Origin of the sequence: Bradyrhizobium sp. HKCCYLRH3099, from assembly GCF_051167855.1 — a bacterium.
In the GTDB taxonomy this organism is placed as follows: Bacteria; Pseudomonadota; Alphaproteobacteria; order Rhizobiales; family Xanthobacteraceae; genus Bradyrhizobium.
Window position 1 is genome coordinate 472,167 of the sequence record NZ_JBNPTW010000003.1, and the last position, 21,919, is coordinate 494,085.

The 21,919-nt window shown below is 66.3% G+C and carries 18 protein-coding genes; 10 read left to right on the forward strand and 8 right to left on the reverse strand.

The genetic code is table 11. The annotated features are described in order from the left end of the window. Positions 1 to 99: 99 nt before the first annotated feature. The 7 genes from ACQR1Y_RS10335 to ACQR1Y_RS10365 all read right to left on the reverse strand — a co-directional run bounded on the left by ACQR1Y_RS10335 (position 100) and on the right by ACQR1Y_RS10365 (position 8,233). Positions 100 to 228: a DUF2474 family protein gene (locus ACQR1Y_RS10335; protein WP_434876048.1), complete on the reverse strand. Its 129-nt coding sequence runs from the start codon at positions 226 to 228 to the stop codon at positions 100 to 102. Continuing rightward, a complete protein-coding gene (gene cydB, locus ACQR1Y_RS10340) occupies positions 228 to 1,238 on the reverse strand; it encodes a cytochrome d ubiquinol oxidase subunit II (RefSeq protein ID WP_434856494.1) in 1,011 nt (336 codons plus the stop codon). Before cydB ends, ACQR1Y_RS10335 begins: the two co-directional genes overlap by 1 nt. Next, a complete protein-coding gene (locus ACQR1Y_RS10345; RefSeq protein ID WP_434876047.1) occupies positions 1,235 to 2,638 on the reverse strand; it encodes a cytochrome ubiquinol oxidase subunit I in 1,404 nt (467 codons plus the stop codon). The genes cydB and ACQR1Y_RS10345 overlap by 4 nt, the downstream gene beginning before the upstream one ends. A gap of 347 nt (positions 2,639 to 2,985) precedes the next feature. Then, positions 2,986 to 3,597 carry a sigma-70 family RNA polymerase sigma factor gene (locus ACQR1Y_RS10350; RefSeq protein WP_434856492.1) on the reverse strand — a complete coding sequence of 204 codons (612 nt, stop codon included), beginning with the start codon at positions 3,595 to 3,597 and terminating at the stop codon, positions 2,986 to 2,988. A gap of 240 nt (positions 3,598 to 3,837) precedes the next feature. After that, positions 3,838 to 4,587: a response regulator gene (locus tag ACQR1Y_RS10355; protein ID WP_434876046.1), complete on the reverse strand. Its 750-nt coding sequence runs from the start codon at positions 4,585 to 4,587 to the stop codon at positions 3,838 to 3,840. After that, positions 4,584 to 6,329, reverse strand: a complete 1,746-nt coding sequence (locus tag ACQR1Y_RS10360) for an ATP-binding response regulator (RefSeq protein WP_434876045.1) — start codon at positions 6,327 to 6,329, stop codon at positions 4,584 to 4,586. Before ACQR1Y_RS10360 ends, ACQR1Y_RS10355 begins: the two co-directional genes overlap by 4 nt. Beyond that, positions 6,299 to 8,233, reverse strand: a complete 1,935-nt coding sequence (locus ACQR1Y_RS10365; protein ID WP_434876333.1) for an ATP-binding protein — start codon at positions 8,231 to 8,233, stop codon at positions 6,299 to 6,301. The genes ACQR1Y_RS10360 and ACQR1Y_RS10365 overlap by 31 nt, the downstream gene beginning before the upstream one ends. A gap of 557 nt (positions 8,234 to 8,790) precedes the next feature. Here ACQR1Y_RS10365 and ugpB point away from each other — a divergent pair. The 10 genes from ugpB to ACQR1Y_RS10415 all read left to right on the forward strand — a co-directional run bounded on the left by ugpB (position 8,791) and on the right by ACQR1Y_RS10415 (position 19,693). Continuing rightward, complete coding sequence (ugpB, locus tag ACQR1Y_RS10370) at positions 8,791 to 10,107, forward strand: sn-glycerol-3-phosphate ABC transporter substrate-binding protein UgpB (RefSeq protein ID WP_434856579.1); 1,317 nt, start codon at positions 8,791 to 8,793, stop codon at positions 10,105 to 10,107. Beyond that, on the forward strand, positions 10,104 to 11,066 hold the full coding sequence (locus tag ACQR1Y_RS10375; RefSeq protein ID WP_434876044.1) for a phosphotransferase family protein: 963 nt from the start codon (positions 10,104 to 10,106) through the stop codon (positions 11,064 to 11,066). Before ugpB ends, ACQR1Y_RS10375 begins: the two co-directional genes overlap by 4 nt. Positions 11,067 to 11,269: 203 nt before the next feature. Further along, positions 11,270 to 12,892 (forward strand): ABC transporter substrate-binding protein, encoded by a 1,623-nt coding sequence (locus ACQR1Y_RS10380; protein ID WP_434856488.1) that lies wholly within the window; start codon positions 11,270 to 11,272, stop codon positions 12,890 to 12,892. A gap of 196 nt (positions 12,893 to 13,088) precedes the next feature. After that, positions 13,089 to 14,102: an ABC transporter permease gene (locus ACQR1Y_RS10385; RefSeq protein ID WP_315722552.1), complete on the forward strand. Its 1,014-nt coding sequence runs from the start codon at positions 13,089 to 13,091 to the stop codon at positions 14,100 to 14,102. After that, positions 14,099 to 14,998, forward strand: coding sequence for an ABC transporter permease (locus tag ACQR1Y_RS10390; RefSeq protein WP_434856487.1), 900 nt, complete (start codon positions 14,099 to 14,101; stop codon positions 14,996 to 14,998). The genes ACQR1Y_RS10385 and ACQR1Y_RS10390 overlap by 4 nt, the downstream gene beginning before the upstream one ends. Before the next feature lie 138 nt (positions 14,999 to 15,136). Beyond that, positions 15,137 to 16,969 carry a dipeptide ABC transporter ATP-binding protein gene (locus ACQR1Y_RS10395; RefSeq protein WP_434876043.1) on the forward strand — a complete coding sequence of 611 codons (1,833 nt, stop codon included), beginning with the start codon at positions 15,137 to 15,139 and terminating at the stop codon, positions 16,967 to 16,969. Between the two features lie 13 nt (positions 16,970 to 16,982). Beyond that, positions 16,983 to 17,174 carry a DUF4089 domain-containing protein gene (locus ACQR1Y_RS10400; protein WP_434856485.1) on the forward strand — a complete coding sequence of 64 codons (192 nt, stop codon included), beginning with the start codon at positions 16,983 to 16,985 and terminating at the stop codon, positions 17,172 to 17,174. Between the two features lie 10 nt (positions 17,175 to 17,184). Then, positions 17,185 to 18,585 carry an AtzE family amidohydrolase gene (locus tag ACQR1Y_RS10405; protein ID WP_434876332.1) on the forward strand — a complete coding sequence of 467 codons (1,401 nt, stop codon included), beginning with the start codon at positions 17,185 to 17,187 and terminating at the stop codon, positions 18,583 to 18,585. Further along, positions 18,566 to 18,958, forward strand: coding sequence for an oxalurate catabolism protein HpxZ (gene hpxZ, locus ACQR1Y_RS10410; RefSeq protein WP_434876042.1), 393 nt, complete (start codon positions 18,566 to 18,568; stop codon positions 18,956 to 18,958). Before ACQR1Y_RS10405 ends, hpxZ begins: the two co-directional genes overlap by 20 nt. Before the next feature lie 3 nt (positions 18,959 to 18,961). Beyond that, complete coding sequence (locus ACQR1Y_RS10415) at positions 18,962 to 19,693, forward strand: GntR family transcriptional regulator (RefSeq protein ID WP_434876041.1); 732 nt, start codon at positions 18,962 to 18,964, stop codon at positions 19,691 to 19,693. Between the two features lie 394 nt (positions 19,694 to 20,087). Here ACQR1Y_RS10415 and atzF read toward each other — a convergent pair whose 3' ends face one another. Then, positions 20,088 to 21,878 (reverse strand): allophanate hydrolase, encoded by a 1,791-nt coding sequence (gene atzF / locus ACQR1Y_RS10420; RefSeq protein ID WP_434876040.1) that lies wholly within the window; start codon positions 21,876 to 21,878, stop codon positions 20,088 to 20,090. Between the last annotated feature and the right edge of the window lie 41 nt (positions 21,879 to 21,919).

The window sequence follows — 21,919 nt, forward strand, 5'->3', positions numbered from 1 at the left end:
CCTCAACGGACCCCTGCGAAGCTTGCCCGATCAAATCCACCCGCCAAATTTCAGGGGCAAATTTGCAGCAAAGTCAAGGTGAGCGAGCGTGGCCGACCGTCATCCAAGCTTCATCCAGAGTCGCAGTAGAAATGCGACCGCGCCGACGGTGGCCACGCCGGCGAGCCACAGCGCGACGAACCAGCCGAGGCGCTTGGCGAGCGGGGCGGGAGGTGGTGACGGCGGCATCAATGATAGCCGGCGTCATGGCCGACCTTGCCGCGAAACACCCAATAGGCCCAGCCGGTGTAGCCCAGGATCAGCGGCACCAGCACCAGCACGCCGGGCAGCATCATCAACTGGCTGCGCTCGGGCGCGGCGGCCTGCCAGATCGTGACGCTCTGCGGCACGATGTAGGGATACATGCTGATGCCGAGGCCGGCATAGGACAGGAAGAACAAAGCGAGAGCCAGAAAGAACGGCCAGCCGTCGTGCTTCTGGGCGAGGTTCTTCATCAGCAGCACGGTGACGCCGATGACGGCGAGCGGCACCGGCGCGGTCAGCACGATCGCCGGCCAGCTGAACCAGCGCTGGGCATATTGGATGGTCAGCAGCGGCGTCGCCAGGCTCACGGCGGCGATGGCGAGCAGCATCATGAACAGGAGCACCCAGCTGATGCGATAGGCCTTGTCGCGCAGGTCGCCCTCGGTCTTCAGGATCAGCCAGGTGGCGCCGAGCAGCGCGTAGCCTGCGACCAGCGACACGCCGGTGAGGATGGAAAACGGCGTCAGCCAGTCCCACCAGCCGCCGGCATAGTGCCGGCCGTCGACATGCACGCCCTGCAGGATCGCGCCGAGCGCGATGCCCTGCGCCAGCGCCGCGACCCAGGAGCCGCCGGCGAAGGCGATGTCCCAGAGATTGCGTGTGCTGCGCGTGCGCCAGCGGAATTCGAAGGCGACGCCGCGGAAGATCAGCCCGACCAGCATCGCGATCAGCGGCGCATAGAGCGCCGGCAGCAGGATGGAGTAGGCGAGTGGAAACGCCGCCATCAGCCCGCCGCCGCCGAGCACCAGCCAGGTCTCGTTGCCGTCCCATACCGGCGCGACGGTGTTGGTGATGATGTCGCGGTCGTGCTTGCCCGGAAACAGCGGGAAGAGGATGCCGAGGCCGAGGTCGAAGCCGTCCATCACGACATAGATGAAGACCGCGAGCGCGATGATGAAGGCCCAGAGCGTGGCGAGATCAACGGCGACGCTCATGATCCCGCTCCCTGCACGACGCCGGCGGCCGGTGTGATGCCCCCTGATCGCACCGGCTCCGTGCCGCTCGGGCCGGGCTCGCCGGGATGCGGCGGGTCAGCCATCAGGCGCAGGATGTACGCAACGCCAGCGGCGAAGATGATGAAATACACGACGATGAAGGCGATGAGCGAGGCGCCCACGGCCGGTGCGGCCAGAGGCGAAACGGAGTCCGCCGTGCGCAGCAGCCCGTACACGGTGAACGGCTGGCGGCCGGTCTCGGTGGTGACCCAGCCGGCGATCACGGCGATGAAGCCGGCGGGACCCATCGCAATCGCGAAGCGATGCAGGCCGCGGTTGATGTACAGCCGGCCGCGCCAACGCTCCCACAGGCTGAACAGGCCGAGCGCCAGCATCAGGATCCCCAGCCCGACCATGATGCGGAACGACCAGAAGGTGATCGGCACCGGCGGCCAGTCCTTGCGGGGCACGGTGTCGAGCCCGGCCATCGGCGCGTCGATCTGGTGCTTGAGGATCAGCGAGCCGAATTTGGGAATGCCGAGCGCATATTTCAGCTCGCCCTTTTCCTGGTCGGGCCAGCCGAACAGATACAGCGGCGCGCCGTCCTTGTGGCTCTCGAAATGGCCCTCCATGGCCATGATCTTCACCGGCTGGTGCTCGAGCGTGTTCAGGCCATGCTGATCACCGACGAAGATCTGCAGCGGCGCCACCAGCGCCGCCATCCACATCGCCATCGAGAACATCACGCGCGGGCCCGGCAGATGCGGATTGCGCAGCAGATGCCAGGCGCCGACCGCGCCGACCACCAGCGAGGTCGTGAGATAGGCCGCCAGCACCATGTGGACGAGCCGATACGGGAAGGACGGATTGAAGATCACCTTGAGCCAGTCGACCGAGACGAACTGGCCCTCGGCGTTCACGGCGTAGCCGGCCGGCGTCTGCATCCAGGAATTGGCCGAGAGGATCCAGAACGCCGAGATCAACGTGCCCACGGCGACCATCAGGGTGGCGAGGAAATGCAGCTTCGGCCCGACGCGCTTGAGCCCGAACAGCATGACGCCGAGGAACCCGGCCTCGAGGAAGAACGCGGTCAGCACCTCATAGGCCATCAGCGGGCCGATCACCGGTCCGACCTTGTCGGAATAGACCGACCAGTTGGTGCCGAACTGGTAGGACATCACGATGCCGGAGACAACGCCCATCGCGAACGCGATGGCGAAGATCTTGAGCCAGTAGTTGAAGACGTTGAGGAAGACGTCCCGCCCCGTCCACAGCCACAGCGCTTCCAGCACCGCAAGGTAGGAGGCGAGCCCGATCGAGAAGGCAGGGAAGATGATGTGGAAGGTGACCGTGAAGGCGAACTGCGCGCGCGCGAGCTCCACCGCATCCAAACCGAACATCCGCGACCGTCCGTCATTGCAGGGCGCGCCCGGCCCTTCTCGCGCGGACCATTGCACCGGGACAAGGCGATATCAAATGGTCAAATCGCCCTATACCGACCCCACAAAAGACGAAGACCCGGCGGGGGCATCCGCCGGGTCTTCGGAGCAACCTTGGAGGTGGAATTTGCTCGCTCAAAACCGGGATCAGCTGGGGGACTGACGTCCGGTTGATGGGTCACGTTCTAGCGGTCGAACTTTTCCGAGTGATTGCGCCGAATGTTTCAATTGTTTCGTTCGGCGATTTTCTTGGTGTCGTCGTCACGGGAACCCGCCGGGACACCGGTCCCGACGAGAAGGAAGCGATATCAGGCCGCCAGGCTATGAACGCCGGCGCCGCGCAGGAGTTCCGCGAGGTGCTTGCGGGCGTAGAACATGCGGGTTTTCACCGTCGACTGCGGGATGCCGATGATCTGGCCGACCTCTTCCACGGACTTCTCATGGTAGTAGATCAGGGTGATGATCTCGCGATGCGCCGGCGACAGCTTGGCGACGCAGGCGCGCAGGATGGCGCTGGTGGTGGAGCGCTCGAGCGAGGTCTCCGGCGTGTCGCTGTCGTCGGCGATCTCGCGCACCTCGTCCTGGTCGATGTCCTCGAAGCGGCGCTGGCGCAGCGCGGTCAGCGCCTTGAAGCGGGCGATCGAGAGCAGCCAGGTCGAGACCTGCGAGCGGCCTTCGAACTGCTTGGCGGTGCGCCAGACGTCCAGGAACACCTGGCTGACGAGGTCCTCGGCGATCGTGGTGTCGCGGACGATGCGCAGGATGAAACGATAGACCCGCACATTGTGGCGCGCATAAAGCGTGTGCATCGCGGTGCGGTCACCATCGGCAATGCTCTCCAGGAGCATGTCGTCCGTGGTCGCCTGGGCCGCGATGATGCCCCGGCTGGCGGCGGAATTGATGGCAACGACGTTCTGCATGTCACTCTCCCGTTCCGCCGCCCCCTTGCGGCGTTTCGACGGGTGGGATTGTTACGGGGGCCCCGTTTCGGGACGTCTGCACCAAAGCAGGAAAATGGTTTCGTCGACCGGCAGAAATGTTTCGTCGCGCCGCACATCGCGAAACAGTCGTGGCGGAATTGTGCCTTATTCCAAAATGCGGAACGGAATCAGCGCCCAAGCCGGCTGCTGATGTCGCGCAAGCCCCCGCGCAGGGCCGATTCAGGCCCTATCGCCGGCCGGAGAAAACAGATAGCCGCCGCCACGGATGGTGCGGATCACCGCCGGCTTCGCGGGATCCGGCTCGATCTTGCGGCGAATCCGCATGATGCGCAGGTCCACGGCACGGTCGAATGCCTCGGCGTCGCGGGCATTGGCGAGCTCCAGCAGCCGTTCGCGGGACAGTACCCGCTTCGGATTGGCCGCGAATACCTTGAGCAGGCCGAATTCAGAGGCGGTCAGCGGATGCTCGTTGCCCTCGTCGTCGCGCAACGCCTGGGCATCGAGATCGAGCCATTTGGTCCCGAACCGCACCAGCTGCGGGTCCGGGGCCTTGGCCGGGGCGGGCTCCGCGACAGCCGCCACGGCGGCGGCTTTGGCCGGGACACTGCGACGCAACACGGAGCGGATGCGGGCCATCAATTCGCGCAGCTCGCAGGGCTTGGCGACATAATCATCGGCGCCGAGTTCGAGCCCGACCACCCGGTCGATCGGACTGGCCGTGGCCGTCAGCATGATCACCGGGATGTTGGTGCGGCCCTTGAGATCGCGGATGATGGAGAGGCCATCCTCCTCGGGCATGTTGAGGTCGAGCACGACGAGATCGGCGGGCCCGGTCTCGATGGCGCTGCGCAAGCTTTTGCCACCGTCGCACAAGGTCACGGTGAAACCGTGCATCTTGAGGTAATCACCCACCATCTCGCGGGCGGGCGCCTCGTCGTCGACGATGATGATGTGCTGGCTCTGACTCATGACAACTCGGCCGCCGGCAGTGTGATGGTGAAGGTTGACCCCGCTCCCGGCCCATCGCTCTTGGCCGTCACCTCGCCACCATGCATGTCGACGATGCGTTTGACAATCGACAGGCCGAGCCCGGTCGAGCTCTCGCCCGCGGTCGGCTTGGCCGACAGTCGCTGGAATCGCCCGAACAGCCGTCCGAGGTCCTCCGGCGACAGGCCGGCGCCCTGGTCGGTGATGCCGATGCTCGTGTTGTCCCCGTCGCCGCTGACGTCGACGCTGATCCGGCCGCCGATCGGGCTGTATTTGATGGCATTGCTAAGCAGATTGTCGATTGCCTCGCGAACGCGGTCGATGTCGCACATCGTCGACAGCTGCGGCGGCGCGGACACGGCGATGACCTGCTGCTTGTTCAGCGCCAGGGGCTGGTTGGCCTCGACCACCTCATGGACCAGCGCGGCGATATCGACCGACTCGCGGCGGATGGTGATGTCGAACGCATCGGCCATCGCGTCCGAGATCAGATGGTCGACCATCGAGGTGAGCCGCTTGGCCGCGTCCCGGATGTGGCCGATCTGGCTGGTGATGCCCTCGGCCGAGGCGCCGGTCGCGATCAGCTCGGTCAGCATCTCGGTGCGGCCGAGGATCACGCCGAGCGGATTCTTCAGATCGTGCGCGACTGTGCCCAGGATCTCGTTCTTGAAGCCATTCGCACGCTGCAGCCGCAGCCATTGCGCCGACAGCCGCCGGTTGGCCTGCATCAGCGCGCGGGTGCGCTGGGCGACGCGGTCCTCGAGCTGGGTGTTGGCCTCATGCAGCTGCTGATAGAGGATCACGTTGTCGAAGGCGATCGACAGGCGGCTGGAGAAGATCTCCACCAGCGAGCGATCCGTCTCGGACAGCGGCCGCTCCGCCTGCAGCAGCACCACCACCTCGCGCCCCGAGCCGGTGCGGACATAGAGCACGGTGCGGTGATCGGCGAACTCGTTGCTGCGCTGCCGGAACGCGGCCTCGACCATGTCGCGAAGATCGGGGTCGAGCGAGCGCGAGGTGACGGCGCCGGAGAAGCGGCTGTAGCAGCCGGAGCCGGCCAGCACCGAGAAATCCTCGGTCTGGCTGCCGTCGTCGCGCAGCACGAGGATTCCGGCGCAGTCGACGTTGAGCAGGGAGGCGATCTGCGTGAGCACGCCCTCGGCCAGCCGCTGCATCGATTTGAAGTCGTAGAGTGTCGAGGCGGCGTCGATGATGATCTCGAGGCCGCGCCTTGTCTGCACCATGCGCTCGAGCTGCTGGTAGCTGCGCAGCGCCGCGGTCAGCGAGGTGAACAGCTTGTCGGCCGTCAGCTCGGTCTTGGCCTTGTAGTCGTTGATGTCGTATTGGACGATGACGCGTCGCTCCGGCGCCTGGCCGGGCTGTCCCGTGCGCAGGATGATGCGGACGGTCTCGTTCTTGATTTCGTTGCGGATGTATTCGACGAGCTCGAGGCCGGCGACGTCGGTCTCCATGATGACGTCGAGCAGCACCGCGGCGATGTCGCTGTGCTCCCGCATCAGGGCGCGCCCCTCGGCGGCCGAATAGGCGGAGAGGATCTCGAGGCCCTGGCCGTTCAGGCTGTAGTCCGACAGCGCAAACCGCGTGCCCTCGTGCACGGCATGGTCGTCGTCGATGACGGCAATTTTCCACTTCCGGGCCGAACGGTCGTCCTCGTCGAAACCGGCATCCTCGATCAGCTGGAGGACATCGTCCTGTTCGGCCATTGCGTCGTTCCGTCACCCATTGCCGTCTCGGCGCCGCCCTTGGCGACCCGCGGCATGATAATCCGAAATGTGGTGCCTTGTCCCTCGCGGGATTCCAGCATCATGCGGCCGCCGAGCTGCTGCGTCACGAGGTTGTAGACGATATGCAGCCCCAGGCCGGTGCCCCCTTCGTTGCGGCGGGTCGTGAAGAACGGGTCGAACGCCTGCCGCTGCACGTCGGGGGTCATGCCGGCGCCGTTATCGGCGAAAATGATCTCGATGTCATCCGTCCCGCGCGGCCGCGCCGTGATCGAGATCGTTCCCGAGCGGCCGTCGGCGAAGGCGTGGTTGACGGCATTGAGGAAGAGGTTGGTCAGGATCTGGCCATAGAAGCCGGGATAGCCGTCGATGAAGAGGCCCTCGGGGACATCGACCTCGAGCGTGATCGGGGCGCGCTTGAGCACCGGCTTGAGGCTGGTGATGATCTGATCGGTGGCCTCGCCGAGCAGGAACGTCCGCCGCTCCGCATGGGAACGGTCGACCGCGACCTGCTTGAACGACTGGATCAGTTCGCCGGCGCGCTGCAGATTGGCGACCAGTTGCACCGAAGCGTCGCGCGAGGAGCGCACGAATTCCTCCAGCTGCGACCGGCGCAGGCCGCCTTCCGGCGAGCGCAGCGCCGCCTCGAACATCTCGACCCGGCGCGCAAAGCTCGAGGCCACAGTCAGGCTGATGCCGATCGGGTTGTTGACCTCATGGGCCACGCCAGCGACCAGGCCGCCGAGCGCGGCGAGCCGTTCGGCATCGATCAGATTCCGCTGCGCGGCATTCAGCTCGAGCAGGGCGCTTTCGGCCTTCTCCTTGGCGGTGCGCAACTCGTCCTCGGTCTTGCGCTTGGCGATCGCGTTCTCGCGGAAGGTTTCCACCGCGCGGGCCATCGCGCCGACCTCGTCGCGCGCTTCGGTGCCCTGGACCTTGCGGTCGTAATCGCCGAGCATGATCGCGCGCATCGAGGCCATGATCTGCTGCAGCGGCAGGCGGATCGACAGGGCGATCAGCACGCCCGCGGACAGGATGATGCCGAGGAAGATCACCGCGATCGACAGCACGCGGCGCGAAATGTCCTTCAGCGTCTTGTCGAAGGTCGCCTGCGCCTTCTGCTCGTGCTGGCGCATCTTCACCGAGAGGTCATCGATCGCGCCGATGGTCTCGGCCTGGCTCGCATCGATGGTGTTGCGCAGGAGCTCGGTGCGGTTCGTCAGTTGGTCGGTGAGCTTGGAAAAGCCGGCGCGCAACGCCGCGGTCCGGGCCGACAGCCGCTGCAGCGCGAGCCGCTGCAGATCGTTGTCGGCCAGGCTGGACATCACCGGAATGGTCTTCTCGATGGTTTCCGTGTTGCGGCGGGCATCGTCGGCGGAGGCGGGCGCGAGCGACAGATAATAGGAGTTTGCGGCCACCAGCATGGCCGTGAAGGCCTCGCGAGACTTGCCGAGCGACGGCCAGATCTCGGCGTCGCGATGGCCGGTCGCGCCCTCGATCACCGAATAGAGCCCGGCAATGTCGCGGGCGGGGCCGAGCACTTCCTCCTCATAGGTCTTGGAGATCGTCGCCTGCAGTGCGCGCAGTTCGCCGAAGCCATCGAGAAAGCGCACCGTGACCCGCTCCAACTCCTCCACCGAGCCCGACAGCATCGGATCGGTCGAGGCGCGCGTGGTGAGCGTGCCGAGCACGGCCTCGCGCAGCAGCAGGATCTCGGCAAACAGCTCCGGGCTCGGCTGATTGATGTAGCGGTGGATCAGGTTCTGCAGCCGGCTGGTTTCGCTTTCCAGCAGCGCCAGCACCTTGTCGGATTCGCGGACCTGGCGGACATCGTCCCAGGCGGTGCCCAGCACGGTGGCACCGTTCCAGATCAGCGCCGCCAGCACGATCACGACCGCCGAGTTGAGGGCGGCGATCGACAGGATGCGCCAGCGGATCGGAACGGCCCGCAGCACGCGAACGATCCGCGCCCGGCCCAGCACCGCCAGGCTCAATGGCCGCTTGACGGATCCCGGTTGCTCGGACCGCGCCACCATCGCTACCTCAGGCCGCGCGAGCGGAACCCGGCCGCACGCCAGCTTCCGCGCGTCGACCGGCTCGAATGCTGCGCCGCAGCCAATTGCGGCGACGGGCGGCGGCGCGCGCCTGCCAAAGGCCGCGCGAACACCGGCGCGGCGTCCACTCTCGAGATCGACGAAAGACGGGCGCAGTACACAGGCAACACTTTCCCCTTGATGATGAGGTCGGCCTGGAAACGAAAAGGTTCAACGGGGGTCCCGAGCAGGTGCTATAAGGCCATTCTGACGCCAAAGCGATACCCGTTCAATGGGTTACTCAAAAGTTGTTGCAGCCAAGGGTTGTTGGTTGGCCATATTGGTTCCGATTGCGATTTCAGTCACGCGCGCATTCATCAAACGAGTTGGAGATCAATCCGGTGAGGTTTCTGTCCCGTTGTCTTTCGATCGGATTGCTTCTCTGCGCCGTCGGCTCTGCCGCCGAGGTTCACGCCGCGACCGAGATTGCGTGGTGGCATGCGATGTCGGGCGAGCTCGGCAGGCAGGTCGACCGGCTGGCCGCCGAGTTCAACGCGTCGCAGGCCGACTATCGCATCGTGCCGACCTACAAGGGGAGCTACACCGAAACCGTCACGGCCGCGATCTTCGCGTTTCGCTCGCGCAGCCAGCCGGCGATCGTGCAGGTCAATGAGATCGCGACCGCGACGATGACCGCGGCCAAGGGCGCGATCTATCCCGTGTACGAGTTGATGCGCGACGAGCAGGAGGGCTTTTCGCCGGCCGCCTATCTGCCTGCCGTCGCCGGCTATTATGCGGATGCCGACGGCAACATGCTGTCATTTCCGTTCAACGCGTCGACGCCGATCCTGTACTACAACAAGGACCAGTTTCGCGCCGCCGGGCTCGATCCGTCTGCGCCTCCGAAGACATGGCCGGAGCTCGGCCAGGCGGCCAAGCGGCTGCGCGACCATGGCATGGCCTGCGGCTTCACGACCTCCTGGCCGTCCTGGATCAACATCGAGAACTTTTCCGCCTTCCACAACCTGCCGGTCGCCAGCCGCGCCAACGGCTTCGGCGGACTGGATGCCGTGCTGAGCTTCAACAATCCGCAGGTCGCGCGGCACGTCGGCCAACTGGCGGAATGGCAGAAGAGCAAGGTCTTCGACTACGGAGGCCGCGGGCAGGCGGCAGAGCCGCGCTTCCAGAAGGGCGAGTGCGGCATTTTCATCGGCTCGTCGGCGACGCGCGCCGACATCAAGGCGAATTCGAAATTCGAGGTCGGCTATGGCATGCTGCCGTATTGGCCCGACATTGCCGGGGCGCCGCAGAACTCGATCATCGGCGGCGCGACGCTGTGGGTGCTGCGCGACCGTCCCAGGGCCGAATACAAGGGTGTCGCCAAGTTCTTTGCCTATCTGTCGCGGCCGGACATCCAGGCGGCCTGGCACCAGAACACCGGCTATCTGCCGATCACCCGGGCCGCCTTCGATCTCACCCGTGCGCAAGGGTTCTACGACCGCAATCCGGGTGCGGCGATCTCGATCGAGCAGGTGACGCTGCATCCGCCGACGGAGAATTCGCGCGGCTTGCGGCTCGGCTCCTTCGTGCTGATCCGCGATGCGATCGAGGACGAAATGGAGCAGGCGTTCAGCGGCCGCAAGCCGGCACAGGCGGCGCTGGATTCCGCCGTCGAGCGCGGCAACAAGCTGCTGCGCCAGTTCGAGCGTGCGAGCCCGGACCGTTGACGCCGACGCTGCCGCCGGTTGCGGATAGCGCCGAGCTCCGGCGGCTGCGGGCCGACACAGCGCGCTGGCTGCCCGTGGCGCGCGACATCGTCCGCGGCCATGGCTATGGCGAAGCGCCGCTGGCGCCCTTCGCCTCCGGCACCAATTTGGTCGCTGCGCTTGGCGACGATGCGATCCTGAAGATCTTTCCCGCCATCCTGCACGGACAGTTTCTGTCGGAGCAGGCCACGCTGCGTCTGCTCGGCGGGCGCGTCGGGGCCGTCGATACGCCGGGCCTCCAACACGCCGGGGAGCGTGACGGCTGGTCCTACCTGATCATGACACGGCTCCAGGGTATTCCAGCCGCGCAGGTGTGGCCGGAACTGCCGGAAGACGGCAAGCAGCATCTGCTGCGGCAGCTCGGCCAGTTGATTGCCGCCGTCCAGCGCGTCCCGGCCGGCGACCTGCTCGTGCTCGAGCCGCGCTGGCCGGATTTCCTGCATGCGCAAATTGCCGGATGCCATGCGCGTCATACGCGGCTCGGCTTGCCCGAGCGGCTTCTTGCCGAACTCGACGATCTCCTGCGCGACGTGGCGGCATGGCTTCGCACTGATACGCCGCCGGTCATTCTCACCGGCGAATACATTCCGGAGAACTTCCTCGTCGCGCGCGATGGCGATGGCTGGCGCGTCAGCGGCCTGTTCGACTTCGGCGACGTCATGACCGGTCCCGGGGAGTACGATCTGCTCGGGCCCAGCGCGTTCATGGCTGCGGGTCATGCGGGCCGCGTGCGGGCGCTGTTCGAGGGCTATGGTCTCGCGCCGTCCGCGATTGACTCGCGGCTCAAGCGACGGCTGCTCGTGCTCATGATGCTGCACCGGGCCAGCGATCCCGTTCGGCACATCGCCATTCCGGATTGGCCTGCCAAGGTCAGCAGCTTCGATCAGCTGCAGGCGTTGATCTGGCCGGATGGATCCTGAGGGGAGCGCTGCGTAAATCGGTCGCATGATGGTTGCGTAGGCTACAATTTGTGCAATTTCGTCCTTCTGTATGCAATGAGGTTCTGCCCAAGTTGCCGTTCATGTGCTCGCCTATAGCGAATTCAACGGCTTAGTCGTTTCCTGGGCTTGGCACGAAGCTTGCGATCAATGTTCCCGCCGGTCGTTGTTCTCGGGAGCATTTGATGAAGCGTCGTGATTTTCTGAAATCCGTGTCCGGTCTGGCCGCAGGTGCCGCGCTGCCGATGGCGCCGGCGGTGATCTCCTCCGCCAGGGCCGATGCGCGGTCCGAGACGCTGCTCATCGTGTCCGAGGGCGGCCCCAACAATCTCGACATCCACGGCGTCGGCACCAACGTGCCGGGCTACGAGGTGTCGTGGAATTGCTACGACCGCCTCATCAGCCACGAGATGAAGAGCGGCCCGGGCGGCGTGCCCTATTACGACCGCGACAAGTTCAAGCCCGAGCTCGCCGAGGACATGACCATCGGTGACATGTCCGCCACCTTCAAGCTGCGCAAGAACGCGAAATTTCACGACGGCACCCCGGTCACGGCCAAGGACGTGAAATGGTCGCTCGACCGTGCCGTCAGCGTCGGCGGCTTCCCGACCTTCCAGATGAGTGCGGGCTCGCTGACCAAGCCGGAGCAGTTCGTCATCGTCGACGACCATACCGTGCGCGTCGACTTCCTGAAGAAGGACCGGCTGACGATCCCCGATCTCGCGGTCATCGTGCCCTGCGTGGTCAATTCCGAGCTGGTGAAGAAGAACGCCACGGAAAAGGATCCGTGGGGTCTCGAATACACCAAGCAGCAGACAGCTGGCTCCGGCGCCTACAAGGTGACGAAGTGGACCGCCGGCACCGAAGTCATCATGGAGCGCAATGACGACTGGGTGTGTGGCCCGCTGCCCAAGATCAAGCGCGTGATCTGGCGGATGGTGCCGCAGGCCGGCAACCGCCGGGCGCTGCTCGAGCGCGGCGACGCCGACATCTCCTATGAGCTGCCGTTCAAGGACTTCCAGGAGATGAAGACGAACGGCAAGCTCAGCGTCGTGTCGCTGCCGTTCTCCAACGGCATCCAGTATATCGGTATGAACGTCACCAAGCCGCCGTTCGACAATCCGAAGGTGCGGCAGGCGATGGCCTATGCCATGCCTTACCAGAAGATCATGGACGCGGTGCTGTTCGGCCTCGCCAATCCGATGTTCGGTGCGCCGGCCGACAAGGCGACCGACGTCGCCTGGCCGCAGCCGACCAAGTACTTCACCGACATGGACAAGGCGAAGGCCTTGCTCGCGGAAGCCGGTTATCCCAATGGCTTCGAGACCACGATCTCGTTCGACCTCAACTTCGCGCAAGTGAACGAGCCCTTGTGCGTGCTGGTGCAGGAGAGCCTCGCCCAGCTCGGCATCAAGACCACGATCAACAAGGTGCCCGGCGCCAACTGGCGCACCGAGCTGAACAAGAAGGAAATGCCGCTCTACACCAACGTGTTCTCAGGCTGGCTCGATTATCCCGAGTATTTCTTCTACTGGTGCTATCACGGCAACAATTCCGTGTTCAACACGATGAGCTACAAGTCGCCGGTGATGGACAAGTTCATCGACGGCGCCCGCGACGCCGCCGCGATCGGCGACAAGGCCAAGTACGACGCCGATGTGAAGGGCTTCGTCGATCTCGCTTTCGCCGAGGTCCCGCGCATCCCGCTGTACCAGCCGTTCGTCAACGTCGCGATGCAGAAGAACATCTCCGGCTATCAGTACTGGTTCCACCGCCGCCTCGACTATCGCGCGCTGGTGAAGGGATGAGCGTCGTGATCAGGGCAAGTGAGGTGAGCCGCGCTCTTTCCCTCCCTCCCCCCTTGTGGGGGAGGGGCGGGGAGGGGGGTAGCCACAGCCACCGCCGTTGCGGCTTACCCCCCTCCCCAGCCCTCCCCCACAAGGGGGGAGGGAGCGCACCGGGCCGTGCTGCCAAATCGTGCCTCGTTCCGGCGAGGCAGTGCCCATGCTGAGCCTGATCGCCAAGCGCCTCGCCTTCGCCATCCCCTCGCTGATCGGCGTCGTGATCGTCACCTTCCTGCTGACCCGAGCACTGCCGGGCGATCCCGCCGCCTACTTCGCCGGTCCCGCCGCGACCAAGGAAGCGGTCGAGCAGATCCGCAAGAAGCTCGGCTTCGACAAGCCGCTGGTCGAGCAATTCTTCCGCTACACCGTCGATCTCGCCCATGGCGATCTCGGCAGCTCGCTGACGACGGGCCAGCCGGTCGCCACCGAGATCCGTAATCGCCTGCCGGCCTCGGCGGAGCTGACGCTGCTCGGTCTGCTGGTATCGGTCGCGATCGCGCTGCCGCTCGGCGTGCTCGCTGCGACCCGGCCGGGATCGTGGATCGATCACACCTGCCGCGTCGTCACCACGGCCGGCGTGTCGCTGCCGGTGTTCTTCACCGGCCTCGTGCTGGTCTACGTGTTCTATTTCCGGCTCGGCTGGTCGCCGGCGCCGCTCGGCCGGCTCGACGTGTTCTACAGCGCGCCGAACAATGTGACCGGCTTCTATCTGATCGACACGCTGATCGCCCGCGACGGCGAGGCGTTCCGCTCGGCGCTGAGCCAGCTGATCCTGCCTGCCGCGACGCTCGCGATCTTTTCGCTGGCGCCGATCGCGCGCATGACGCGCGCCTCGATGCTGGCGATTCTGTCGTCGGAGTTCGTGCGCACCGCGCGCGCCTCGGGCCTGTCGCCGTCGACGGTCACGGTGACCTACGCGTTCCGCAACGCGATGCTGCCGGTGATCACCACGCTGTCGATGGTGTTCTCCTTCCTGCTCGGTGCCAATGTGCTGGTCGAGAAGGTGTTCGCCTGGCCGGGCATCGGCTCCTACGCGGTCGAGGCGCTGATCGCCTCCGACTTCGCGCCGGTGCAGGGCTTCGTGCTGACGATGGCGGTCATGTACGTGATCCTCAACCTCGTCATCGACATTCTCTATGGCGTCATCGATCCCCGTGTGAGGCTGGAAGGATGAGCACTGTCGCGCCGACCCTCGAACCTGCCGCCGCCAACAGCACGTCCGGCCTCATGGCCCTGATCGGGCATGCGCGCTATGTGCTCGCCGAGAACAAGGTGACGGGCTTTGCCTTCGGGCTGCTGGTCATCATCCTGTTCGCGGCGATCTTCGGCCCGTGGATCGTGCCGTATGATCCGCTCGCCAGCGACACCGCGTCAGCGCTGAAGCCGCCATCGGCGGCGCATTGGTTCGGCACCGATCAGCTCGGCCGCGACATCTTCAGCCGTGTCGTGGTCGCGACCCGGCTCGACACCTTCATCGCGGTCGCCTCGGTCGCGCTGGTGTTCTTCATGGGCGGTCTGGCCGGCGTCGCCGCCGGCTTCTTCGGCGGCTGGACCGACCGCATCGTCGGCCGCATCGCTGATACGATCATGGCGTTCCCGCTGTTCGTGCTGGCCATGGGCATCGTCGCCGCGCTCGGCAACACGGTGCAGAACATCATCATCGCCACCGCGATCGTGAACTTCCCGCTCTATGCCCGCGTCGCGCGCGCGGAAGCCAATGTCCGCCGCAACGCCGGCTTCGTGCAGGCCGCGCGGCTGTCCGGCAACAGCGAATTGCGCATCCTGCTCGGTCATATCCTGCCCAACATCATGCCGATCATGATCGTGCAGATGTCGCTGACCATGGGCTACGCCATCCTCAACGCCGCCGGCCTGTCCTTCATCGGCCTCGGCGTCCGGCCGCCGACGGCGGAGTGGGGGATCATGGTCGCCGAGGGCGCCTCCTTCATGGTCTCAGGCGAATGGTGGATCGCGCTGTTTCCCGGCCTCGCGCTGATGATCGCCGTGTTCTGCTTCAACCTGCTCGGCGACGGCCTGCGCGACATCGTCGATCCCCAGCGCAGGACGTGAGGCGATGGGCGCGCCACACCAAAACTCCGTCATTGCCGGGCTTGACCCGGCAATCCATCAACTGACGACGAAATTGTTGGTTTGGATGGATGCGCGGATCAAGTCCGCGCATGACGGTCTGAGATTCTGGAGAGCAACATGACCGCCCAGCCGCTGCTCGACGTTCGCGATCTCACGGTCGAATTCTCCACCCGCCGCGGCATCGTCAAGGCGGTGCAGCATGTCGACATCTCCGTCGCCAAGGGCGAGACGCTGGCCATTGTCGGCGAGTCCGGCTCCGGCAAGTCCGTGACCTCCTATGCCGTCATGCGCATCCTCGACCGCGCCGGCCGCATCGCCGAGGGCTCGGTGATGTTCTCCGGCGTCGACGTCAAGGCGGCCGCCGAGACCGAGATGCGCGACCTGCGCGGACGCGAGATCTCGATGATCTTCCAGAACCCGCGCGCGGCGCTCAACCCGATCCGCAAAGTGGGCCAGCAGATCGAGGACGTGCTGAAGCAGCACGCCCAGGCCGCGGCCAGCGACCGCGCCGAGAAGGCGATCGCCGCACTCGAGCAGGTCAAAATCGCCCGCCCGCGCGAGCGCTACCACGCCTATCCGTTCGAACTGTCCGGCGGCATGTGCCAGCGCGTCGTCATCGCGCTGGCGCTGGCGTGCAATCCGCAGCTCCTGATCGCCGACGAGCCGACGACGGGCCTCGACGTCACCACGCAGAAGGCGGTGATGGACCTCGTCGTCGAGCTGACCAAGAGCCGGGGCATGTCGACGATCCTGATCACGCATGATCTCGGTCTCGCCGCGGCCTATTGCGACCGCGTCGTCGTGATGGAGAAGGGCCGCGTGGTCGAGACCGCCAAGGCCACCGACATCTTCGCCAACCCGCAGCATCCCTACACCCGCAAGCTGATGCGAGCCACGCCGCGGCTCGGGGTGTCTCTGCGCGAGTTGCTGCCGGAGGAGGAGGCGCCAACCGCGCCGCACACACCATCCGTCATGGCCGGGCTTGACCCGGCCATCCATCCTTCTTCGCAAGAGTCGCGCAAGACGATGGACCCCCGGGTCAAGCCCGGGGGTGACGAGCGGAGTGGGGAGGGCGAGCGGAGCAGAGAAGGCGAGCAGCGTACGGGTAGCAGCAAGCCGCTCCTCCTGGTCGACAAGTTGGTCAAAGAATATCCCCGCCAAGGCGCGTCCGCGACCTTATCAAAACTGTTCGGCCGCAAGCCGGCCATCGAGCCGGAGGTGTTCCGCGCCGTCGACGGCATCAGCTTCACCGTCGGGCACGGCGAGAGCGTCGGCCTAGTCGGCGAGTCCGGCTGCGGCAAGTCGACGACGTCGATGATGGTGATGCGGCTGCTCGACCAGACCTCGGGCCGCATCAGCTTTGACGGCGAGGAGATCGGCAACATCCTGCCGCAGGCCTTCGCGCGGCTGCCGCAGCGCAGCCGCATCCAGATGGTGTTCCAGGATCCGACCGACAGCCTCAATCCGCGCTTCACCGCGGCGCGTGCCATCGCCGATCCGATTTTGCAGCTCGGCGACATCAAAGGGCGCAACGCGCTGCGTGCGCGCTGTGAGGAGCTCGCGACCATGGTCGGGCTGCCGCTGAACCTGCTCGACCGTTTTCCGCACCAATTGTCGGGCGGCCAGAAGGCCCGCGTCGGCATCGCCCGCGCGATCGCGCTGCACCCGAAGCTCGTCATCCTCGACGAGCCGACCGCGGCGCTGGATGTTTCCGTGCAGGCCGTCGTGCTGAACCTGTTGCAGGACCTGAAGCAGAAGCTAGGCATGAGCTATCTGTTCGTCTCCCATGATTTGAACGTGGTGCGGCTGTTGTGCGATCGTGTGATCGTGATGCGGTCGGGGCGAATCGTCGAGGAAGGCACGTCCGAACGTGTGCTAGGTGATCCGCAGGACGCCTATACGCGCGAATTGCTGACCGCGATTCCGCATCCGCCGTTGCCGGCGCATTGAGGGGGAGAGCTGCATGGCCGAGCCATCGGATCGGGACTGGGATGACTACATCGACGCCGTCGGGCGCGCGCTCGGCCTGCCGATCGAGGATGCCTGGCGTCCTGCCATCCGCGCCAATCTCGCGGTCTCGCTGAAGATGGCCAAGCTGGTCGACGAATTCTCCCTCACTGACGAAGCCGAGCCCGCCAGTGTCTTCACCGCTTGATTCCGCCGACATGACCGCGGGCGCCATCGCCGCCGCGGTCGCCACCCGCAAGCTCACCGCCGTCGAGGCCACCGACGCCGCCTTGGCGCGGATCGCGGCTCGCGACGGCGTGCTCAATTCCTTCACCGACGTGACCGCCGAGCGGGCGCGTGCGAAGGCGCGCGCGGTCGATGCCGACATTGCTGCCGGCAAGCCGGTCGGCCCGCTCGCCGGCGTGCCCTTCGCGGTGAAGAACTTGTTCGACGTCGCGGGCCTGCCGACGCGGGCCGGCTCCAAGATCAATCGCGATCGTGCGCCGGCCACCCGCGACGCGACGCTGATCGCGCGCATGGAGGCCGCCGGCGCCGTGCTGGTCGGCGCGCTCAACATGGGCGAATACGCCTACGACTTCACCGGCGAGAATGTGCACGACGGTCCGTCGCGCAATCCGCATGATCCCTCGCGGATGAGCGGCGGCTCGTCGGGCGGTTCGGGCAGCGCCGTCGGCGGCGGCCTGGTGCCGATCGCGCTCGGCTCCGACACCAACGGCTCGATCCGCGTGCCCTCGTCGTTTTGCGGCATCTTCGGCCTGAAGCCGACCTATGGCCGGCTGTCGCGTGCGCGCTCGTTCCCGTTCGTGATGAGCCTCGATCATCTCGGCCCGTTCGCGCGCTCGGTCGAGGATCTCGCGCTTGCCTATGACGTGATGCAGGGTCCCGATGCCGAGGATGCGGCATGCACGACGCGCGCTCCGGAACCTGTGTCGAACCTGTTGTCGCAAGGACTCGACGGGCTGCGAATTGCCATTGCCGGCGGTCACTTCCAGAAGAACCTGTTTCCCGAAGCCGCCGAGGCCGTCAGCCGGGTTGCGACCGCGCTGAAGGTGACGCAGGTGGTCGATGTGCCCGAAGCCGCGCGCGCGCGCGCCGCGGCCTATGTCATCAGCACGACCGAAGGCGCCTCGCTGCATCTCGACCGCCTGCGTAAGCAGCCGCAGGATTTCGATCCGGCGGTGCGCGATCGCCTGATCGCGGGCGCGATGATTCCGGCGCCGATGGTCGACCGCGCGCAGAAATTCCGCCGCTGGTATCGCGCCAAGGTGCTGGAGCTGTTCAAGTCGGTCGACGTGCTGATCGCGCCGGCGACGCCGTGCATTGCGCCGAAGCTCGGGCAGGCGACCTTCGTGCTGGATGGCGTGGAGCTGCCCGTGCGCGCCAATATCGGCATCCACACCCAGCCGATCTCGTTCATCGGACTTCCCGTCGTCGCCATTCCCATTCCGCTGGCGCCGATGCCCATCGGTGTGCAGATCATCGCCGCCCCCTGGTGCGAGCACGTCGCATTGCGTGTGGCCCACGCCTTGCAACAGCTGGGCGTCGCCGCTGCGCCGGCCCCGAGAGGAGTTCTGGAGAATGGAAGTCGATCTGCCTGATGTCGTTGCGGAGGTCACAGCGCAGTTCCAGCGTTACGAACAGGCGCTGGTCAGCAACGACGTTGCCGTGCTCGACGAGCTCTTCAAGCAGGACGCGCGCACCTTGCGCTACGGCATCGGCGAGAACCTCTATGGCTATGGCGAGATCTCCGCGTTTCGCGCCGCGCGCTCGCCGGCCGGATTGATGCGCCGCACGGCGCGCACCGTGATCACTACCTATGGCCGCGACACCGCGGTCGCCTCGACGCTGTTCTATCGCGACACGGTGCCTGGCAAGGTCGGGCGCCAGATGCAGACCTGGATCCGGTTTCCCGAGGGCTGGAGAATCGTGGCCGCCCATGTCAGCATCATCGACGAAGCAAAAGGCGCCTGAGGCATGAGCCTGGACGATCTTCCGCCGCGGACGCGTGCGCGGGTCATCCGTGAAGCCGACGTGCAGCGCAGCGAGCGGGCGCCGCCGGCGGTCGCGAAGATCACGCGCGCCGAGGAGCTGCGTCTGCAACTCGCCGACGACATCGTGCGCGGCATGCTGGCGCCGGGCGCGCCGCTCGACGAGACCGAGATCGCCAAGCGTTTCAACGTCTCGCGCACGCCGGTGCGCGAGGCGCTGCGCCAGCTGGCGGCGTCCGGCCTGATCGAGGCGCGCGCGCATCGCGGCGCCGTCGTGGCGCGTCCCTCGGTCGACCGTCTGACCGGCATGTTCGAGGCGATGGCCGAGCTGGAAGCCATGTGTGCGGGCCTCGCCGCGCAGCGCATGACCCCGGTCGAGCGGCAGCGGCTGGAAGCGATCCACGAGGAGCTGCGCAATCTCAGCCACGCCGGCAACCCCGAGCGCTTCCACGAGGTCAATGAGCGCTTCCACAACGCGATCTATGCCGGCGCGCACAACGCCTACATCGCCGAGATCACGCTGGCGACGCGCGTGCGCGTACAGCCGTTCCGCCGCGCCCAGTTCCGCAATCTCGGCCGTCTCGCCAAGTCGCATGCCGAGCACGACCGCGTCGTCGTCGCCATCCTGCGCGGCGACAAGGCGGGCGCCGCGAGCGCCATGAAAGCCCATATCGAGCTGGTGCGCGGCGAGTACGAGATCTACGCGGTGTCGGTGTAGGCCGCCGATCGTCTTCGCTAGGAACCGCGGAGAGTAGGACTCCTGGACAAGCAGGATGCTCTCCCCCCGGCGGTGGTGCGCCCCCTCTCCCGCGTGCGGGGGAGGGATGGGGTGGGGGCGCCACAGCAGCAGTCTTTCCGGAGCGGCCCCCACCCGCATCGCATCTGACGATGCGATGCGACCTCCCCCGCACGCGGGGGAGGCACCGATCGAGCTTGCCGCGCGCGTAGGACTTTTGGACGAGCAGGATGCTCTCACCCCGGCGGCAATGTGCCCCTCTCGCGTGCGAGAGGGCGCATTCATGAACAGCGCGCTGATCTTCCGGCGATCGAATGCGGCGATGATGAGCCGATTGGCTGCAACGGCCGCGCCGTGCTCGTCACGACGGAAGTCCTCAATCCTTCTGCGCCATGTAGGCGCGCCAGCCGCCGAATTCCGAGATGTCGCGCGCGCCGTCCAGCGCAACCGGCTCGACGAGGAATCCCTTGGCGGTGCGGCCGTCCTGCAGCCGGATCGTGCCGATCGACAGCGGCGGCGGAATGAGGTTGATGAACTTTCCGAAGCTTGCGGCCGACAGCGCCCAGAGCTCGACCGCCATCGCGGTGCCTTTGCCCTCGTCGACGCGCAGCATTCCGGGCTTGGGCGGCGTGGTCGACAGCGCATAGAGCTTGTAGTCCGGCGCGGTCGCCGTCGCTTCCAGCAGCCGACCTCCCAGACCTGTCAGTTCGTGATTGAGCGCCATTCCGGAGAGATGCGCGCCGACCACGACGATCGCGATCTCGTCGCCATGCAGCGACGGTGACGGCGGGGCCAGCGGCGGCTGCGGCACGGCCTTGGCTCCGACCGGCAGCGCCGTATCGGCATGAAACGCGCGGCCGACGCTCGCCAGCGCCGCATCGTGTCCGGCGGGTGCGAGCAGCGTGACGCCGAATGGAATCCCGTCGCCGCGCATCGCGGCCGGCACGGCGAGGCCGCAGAGATCGAGCAAATTGACGAAATTGGTGTAGGTGCCGAGGCGGCTGTTCAGCAGAATCGGATCGGCGAGGACCTCCGCTGTCGTGTAGGCGGTGGGCGCCGTCGGCAGCACCATCGCATCGATCGCGCCGAAGGTGCGCTCGGCGACCTTGCGTAGCGCCTGCAGGCGATACAGCGCCGCAAACGTGTCGGCCGCGCTGCCGCGCGCGCCGCCGATGGTGATCTCGCGCGTCACGGGATGGATGGCGTCGGGATCGGAGGCGAGCAGGTCACGGATCACGAGATAGCGCTCGGCCACCCACGGGCCTTCATAGAGCAGCCGCGCCGTCTCGTAGAACGGCTCAAGGTCGAACTCGACGAGTTCGGCGCCGAGCTTGACGAAGCGCGCGACGGCCGCGCCATAGGCCGCTTCCGCGGCCTTGTCGCCGAAGAAGATCAGTTGTCCGGGGCGGGGAATGCCGAGCTTCACGCCTTGCGGAAACGCAGTCACGGCCGCGAGCGGCCGGTCGCGCGAGAACGGATCGAGTGGATCCGGCGCCGCCATCACGGACAATGCCGCCGCGGCATCGTCGACGGTGAGCGAGAACACCGAGATGCAGTCGAGCGTCCGGCACGCCGGCACGAGGCCCGCCGTCGAGATCATGCCGAGGCTCGGCTTCAGCCCGACGATGTTGTTGAGCATGGCCGGCACGCGGCCCGAGCCTGCGGTATCCGTTCCGAGCGACAGCGGCACCAGGCCCGCTGACACTGCGACCGCCGAGCCGGAGCTCGAACCGCCCGGCACGAGGTCACCGTGAACGGGATTCTTCGGGATGCCATAGGGCGAGCGCACGCCGACGAGGCCGGTGGCGAACTGGTCGAGATTGGTCTTGCCGATGATGATCGCGCCTGCGGCGCGCAGCCGCGCGACCGCAGTGGAATCCCGCGCCGGCGTATAGGCGAAGGCCGGGCAGGCGGCCGTTGTCGGCAATCCCGCGACGTCGATGTTGTCCTTCACCGCAACCGGCACGCCATATAGCGGCAGCGCCCCGGCGTCCTTCCCCGAAAGCGCCCCGGCCTCGGCGAGCGCATCCGCCTCGTCGCGCAGGCTGATGAAAATGGCGGGGTCGTTGTGCGCGCGGATCCGCTCGAACGTCCGGGCGACCGTCTGCTGCGGCGTGGTCAGGCCGGCCCGATGGGCGGCCACGATCTCGGCGGCGGTCTCGGTCACGCGGCGCTCCGGATCTGTCCGGAATCTGATGTGTGGGTTGC

Coding starts and splice junctions, on each gene's coding strand:
- ACQR1Y_RS10400 (WP_434856485.1), top strand. CDS start 16,983: ATGGCCGAGCCATCGGATCGGGACTGGGATGACTACATCGACGCCGTC.
- ACQR1Y_RS10405 (WP_434876332.1), top strand. CDS start 17,185: ATGACCGCGGGCGCCATCGCCGCCGCGGTCGCCACCCGCAAGCTCACC.
- ACQR1Y_RS10385 (WP_315722552.1), top strand. CDS start 13,089: ATGCTGAGCCTGATCGCCAAGCGCCTCGCCTTCGCCATCCCCTCGCTG.
- ACQR1Y_RS10345 (WP_434876047.1), bottom strand. CDS start 2,638: ATGTTCGGTTTGGATGCGGTGGAGCTCGCGCGCGCGCAGTTCGCCTTC.
- ACQR1Y_RS10415 (WP_434876041.1), top strand. CDS start 18,962: ATGAGCCTGGACGATCTTCCGCCGCGGACGCGTGCGCGGGTCATCCGT.
- ACQR1Y_RS10350 (WP_434856492.1), bottom strand. CDS start 3,597: ATGCAGAACGTCGTTGCCATCAATTCCGCCGCCAGCCGGGGCATCATC.
- ACQR1Y_RS10380 (WP_434856488.1), top strand. CDS start 11,270: ATGAAGCGTCGTGATTTTCTGAAATCCGTGTCCGGTCTGGCCGCAGGT.
- ACQR1Y_RS10360 (WP_434876045.1), bottom strand. CDS start 6,329: ATGGCCGAACAGGACGATGTCCTCCAGCTGATCGAGGATGCCGGTTTC.
- hpxZ (WP_434876042.1), top strand. CDS start 18,566: ATGGAAGTCGATCTGCCTGATGTCGTTGCGGAGGTCACAGCGCAGTTC.
- ACQR1Y_RS10395 (WP_434876043.1), top strand. CDS start 15,137: ATGACCGCCCAGCCGCTGCTCGACGTTCGCGATCTCACGGTCGAATTC.
- ACQR1Y_RS10390 (WP_434856487.1), top strand. CDS start 14,099: ATGAGCACTGTCGCGCCGACCCTCGAACCTGCCGCCGCCAACAGCACG.
- ACQR1Y_RS10355 (WP_434876046.1), bottom strand. CDS start 4,587: ATGAGTCAGAGCCAGCACATCATCATCGTCGACGACGAGGCGCCCGCC.
- cydB (WP_434856494.1), bottom strand. CDS start 1,238: ATGAGCGTCGCCGTTGATCTCGCCACGCTCTGGGCCTTCATCATCGCG.
- ACQR1Y_RS10335 (WP_434876048.1), bottom strand. CDS start 228: ATGCCGCCGTCACCACCTCCCGCCCCGCTCGCCAAGCGCCTCGGCTGG.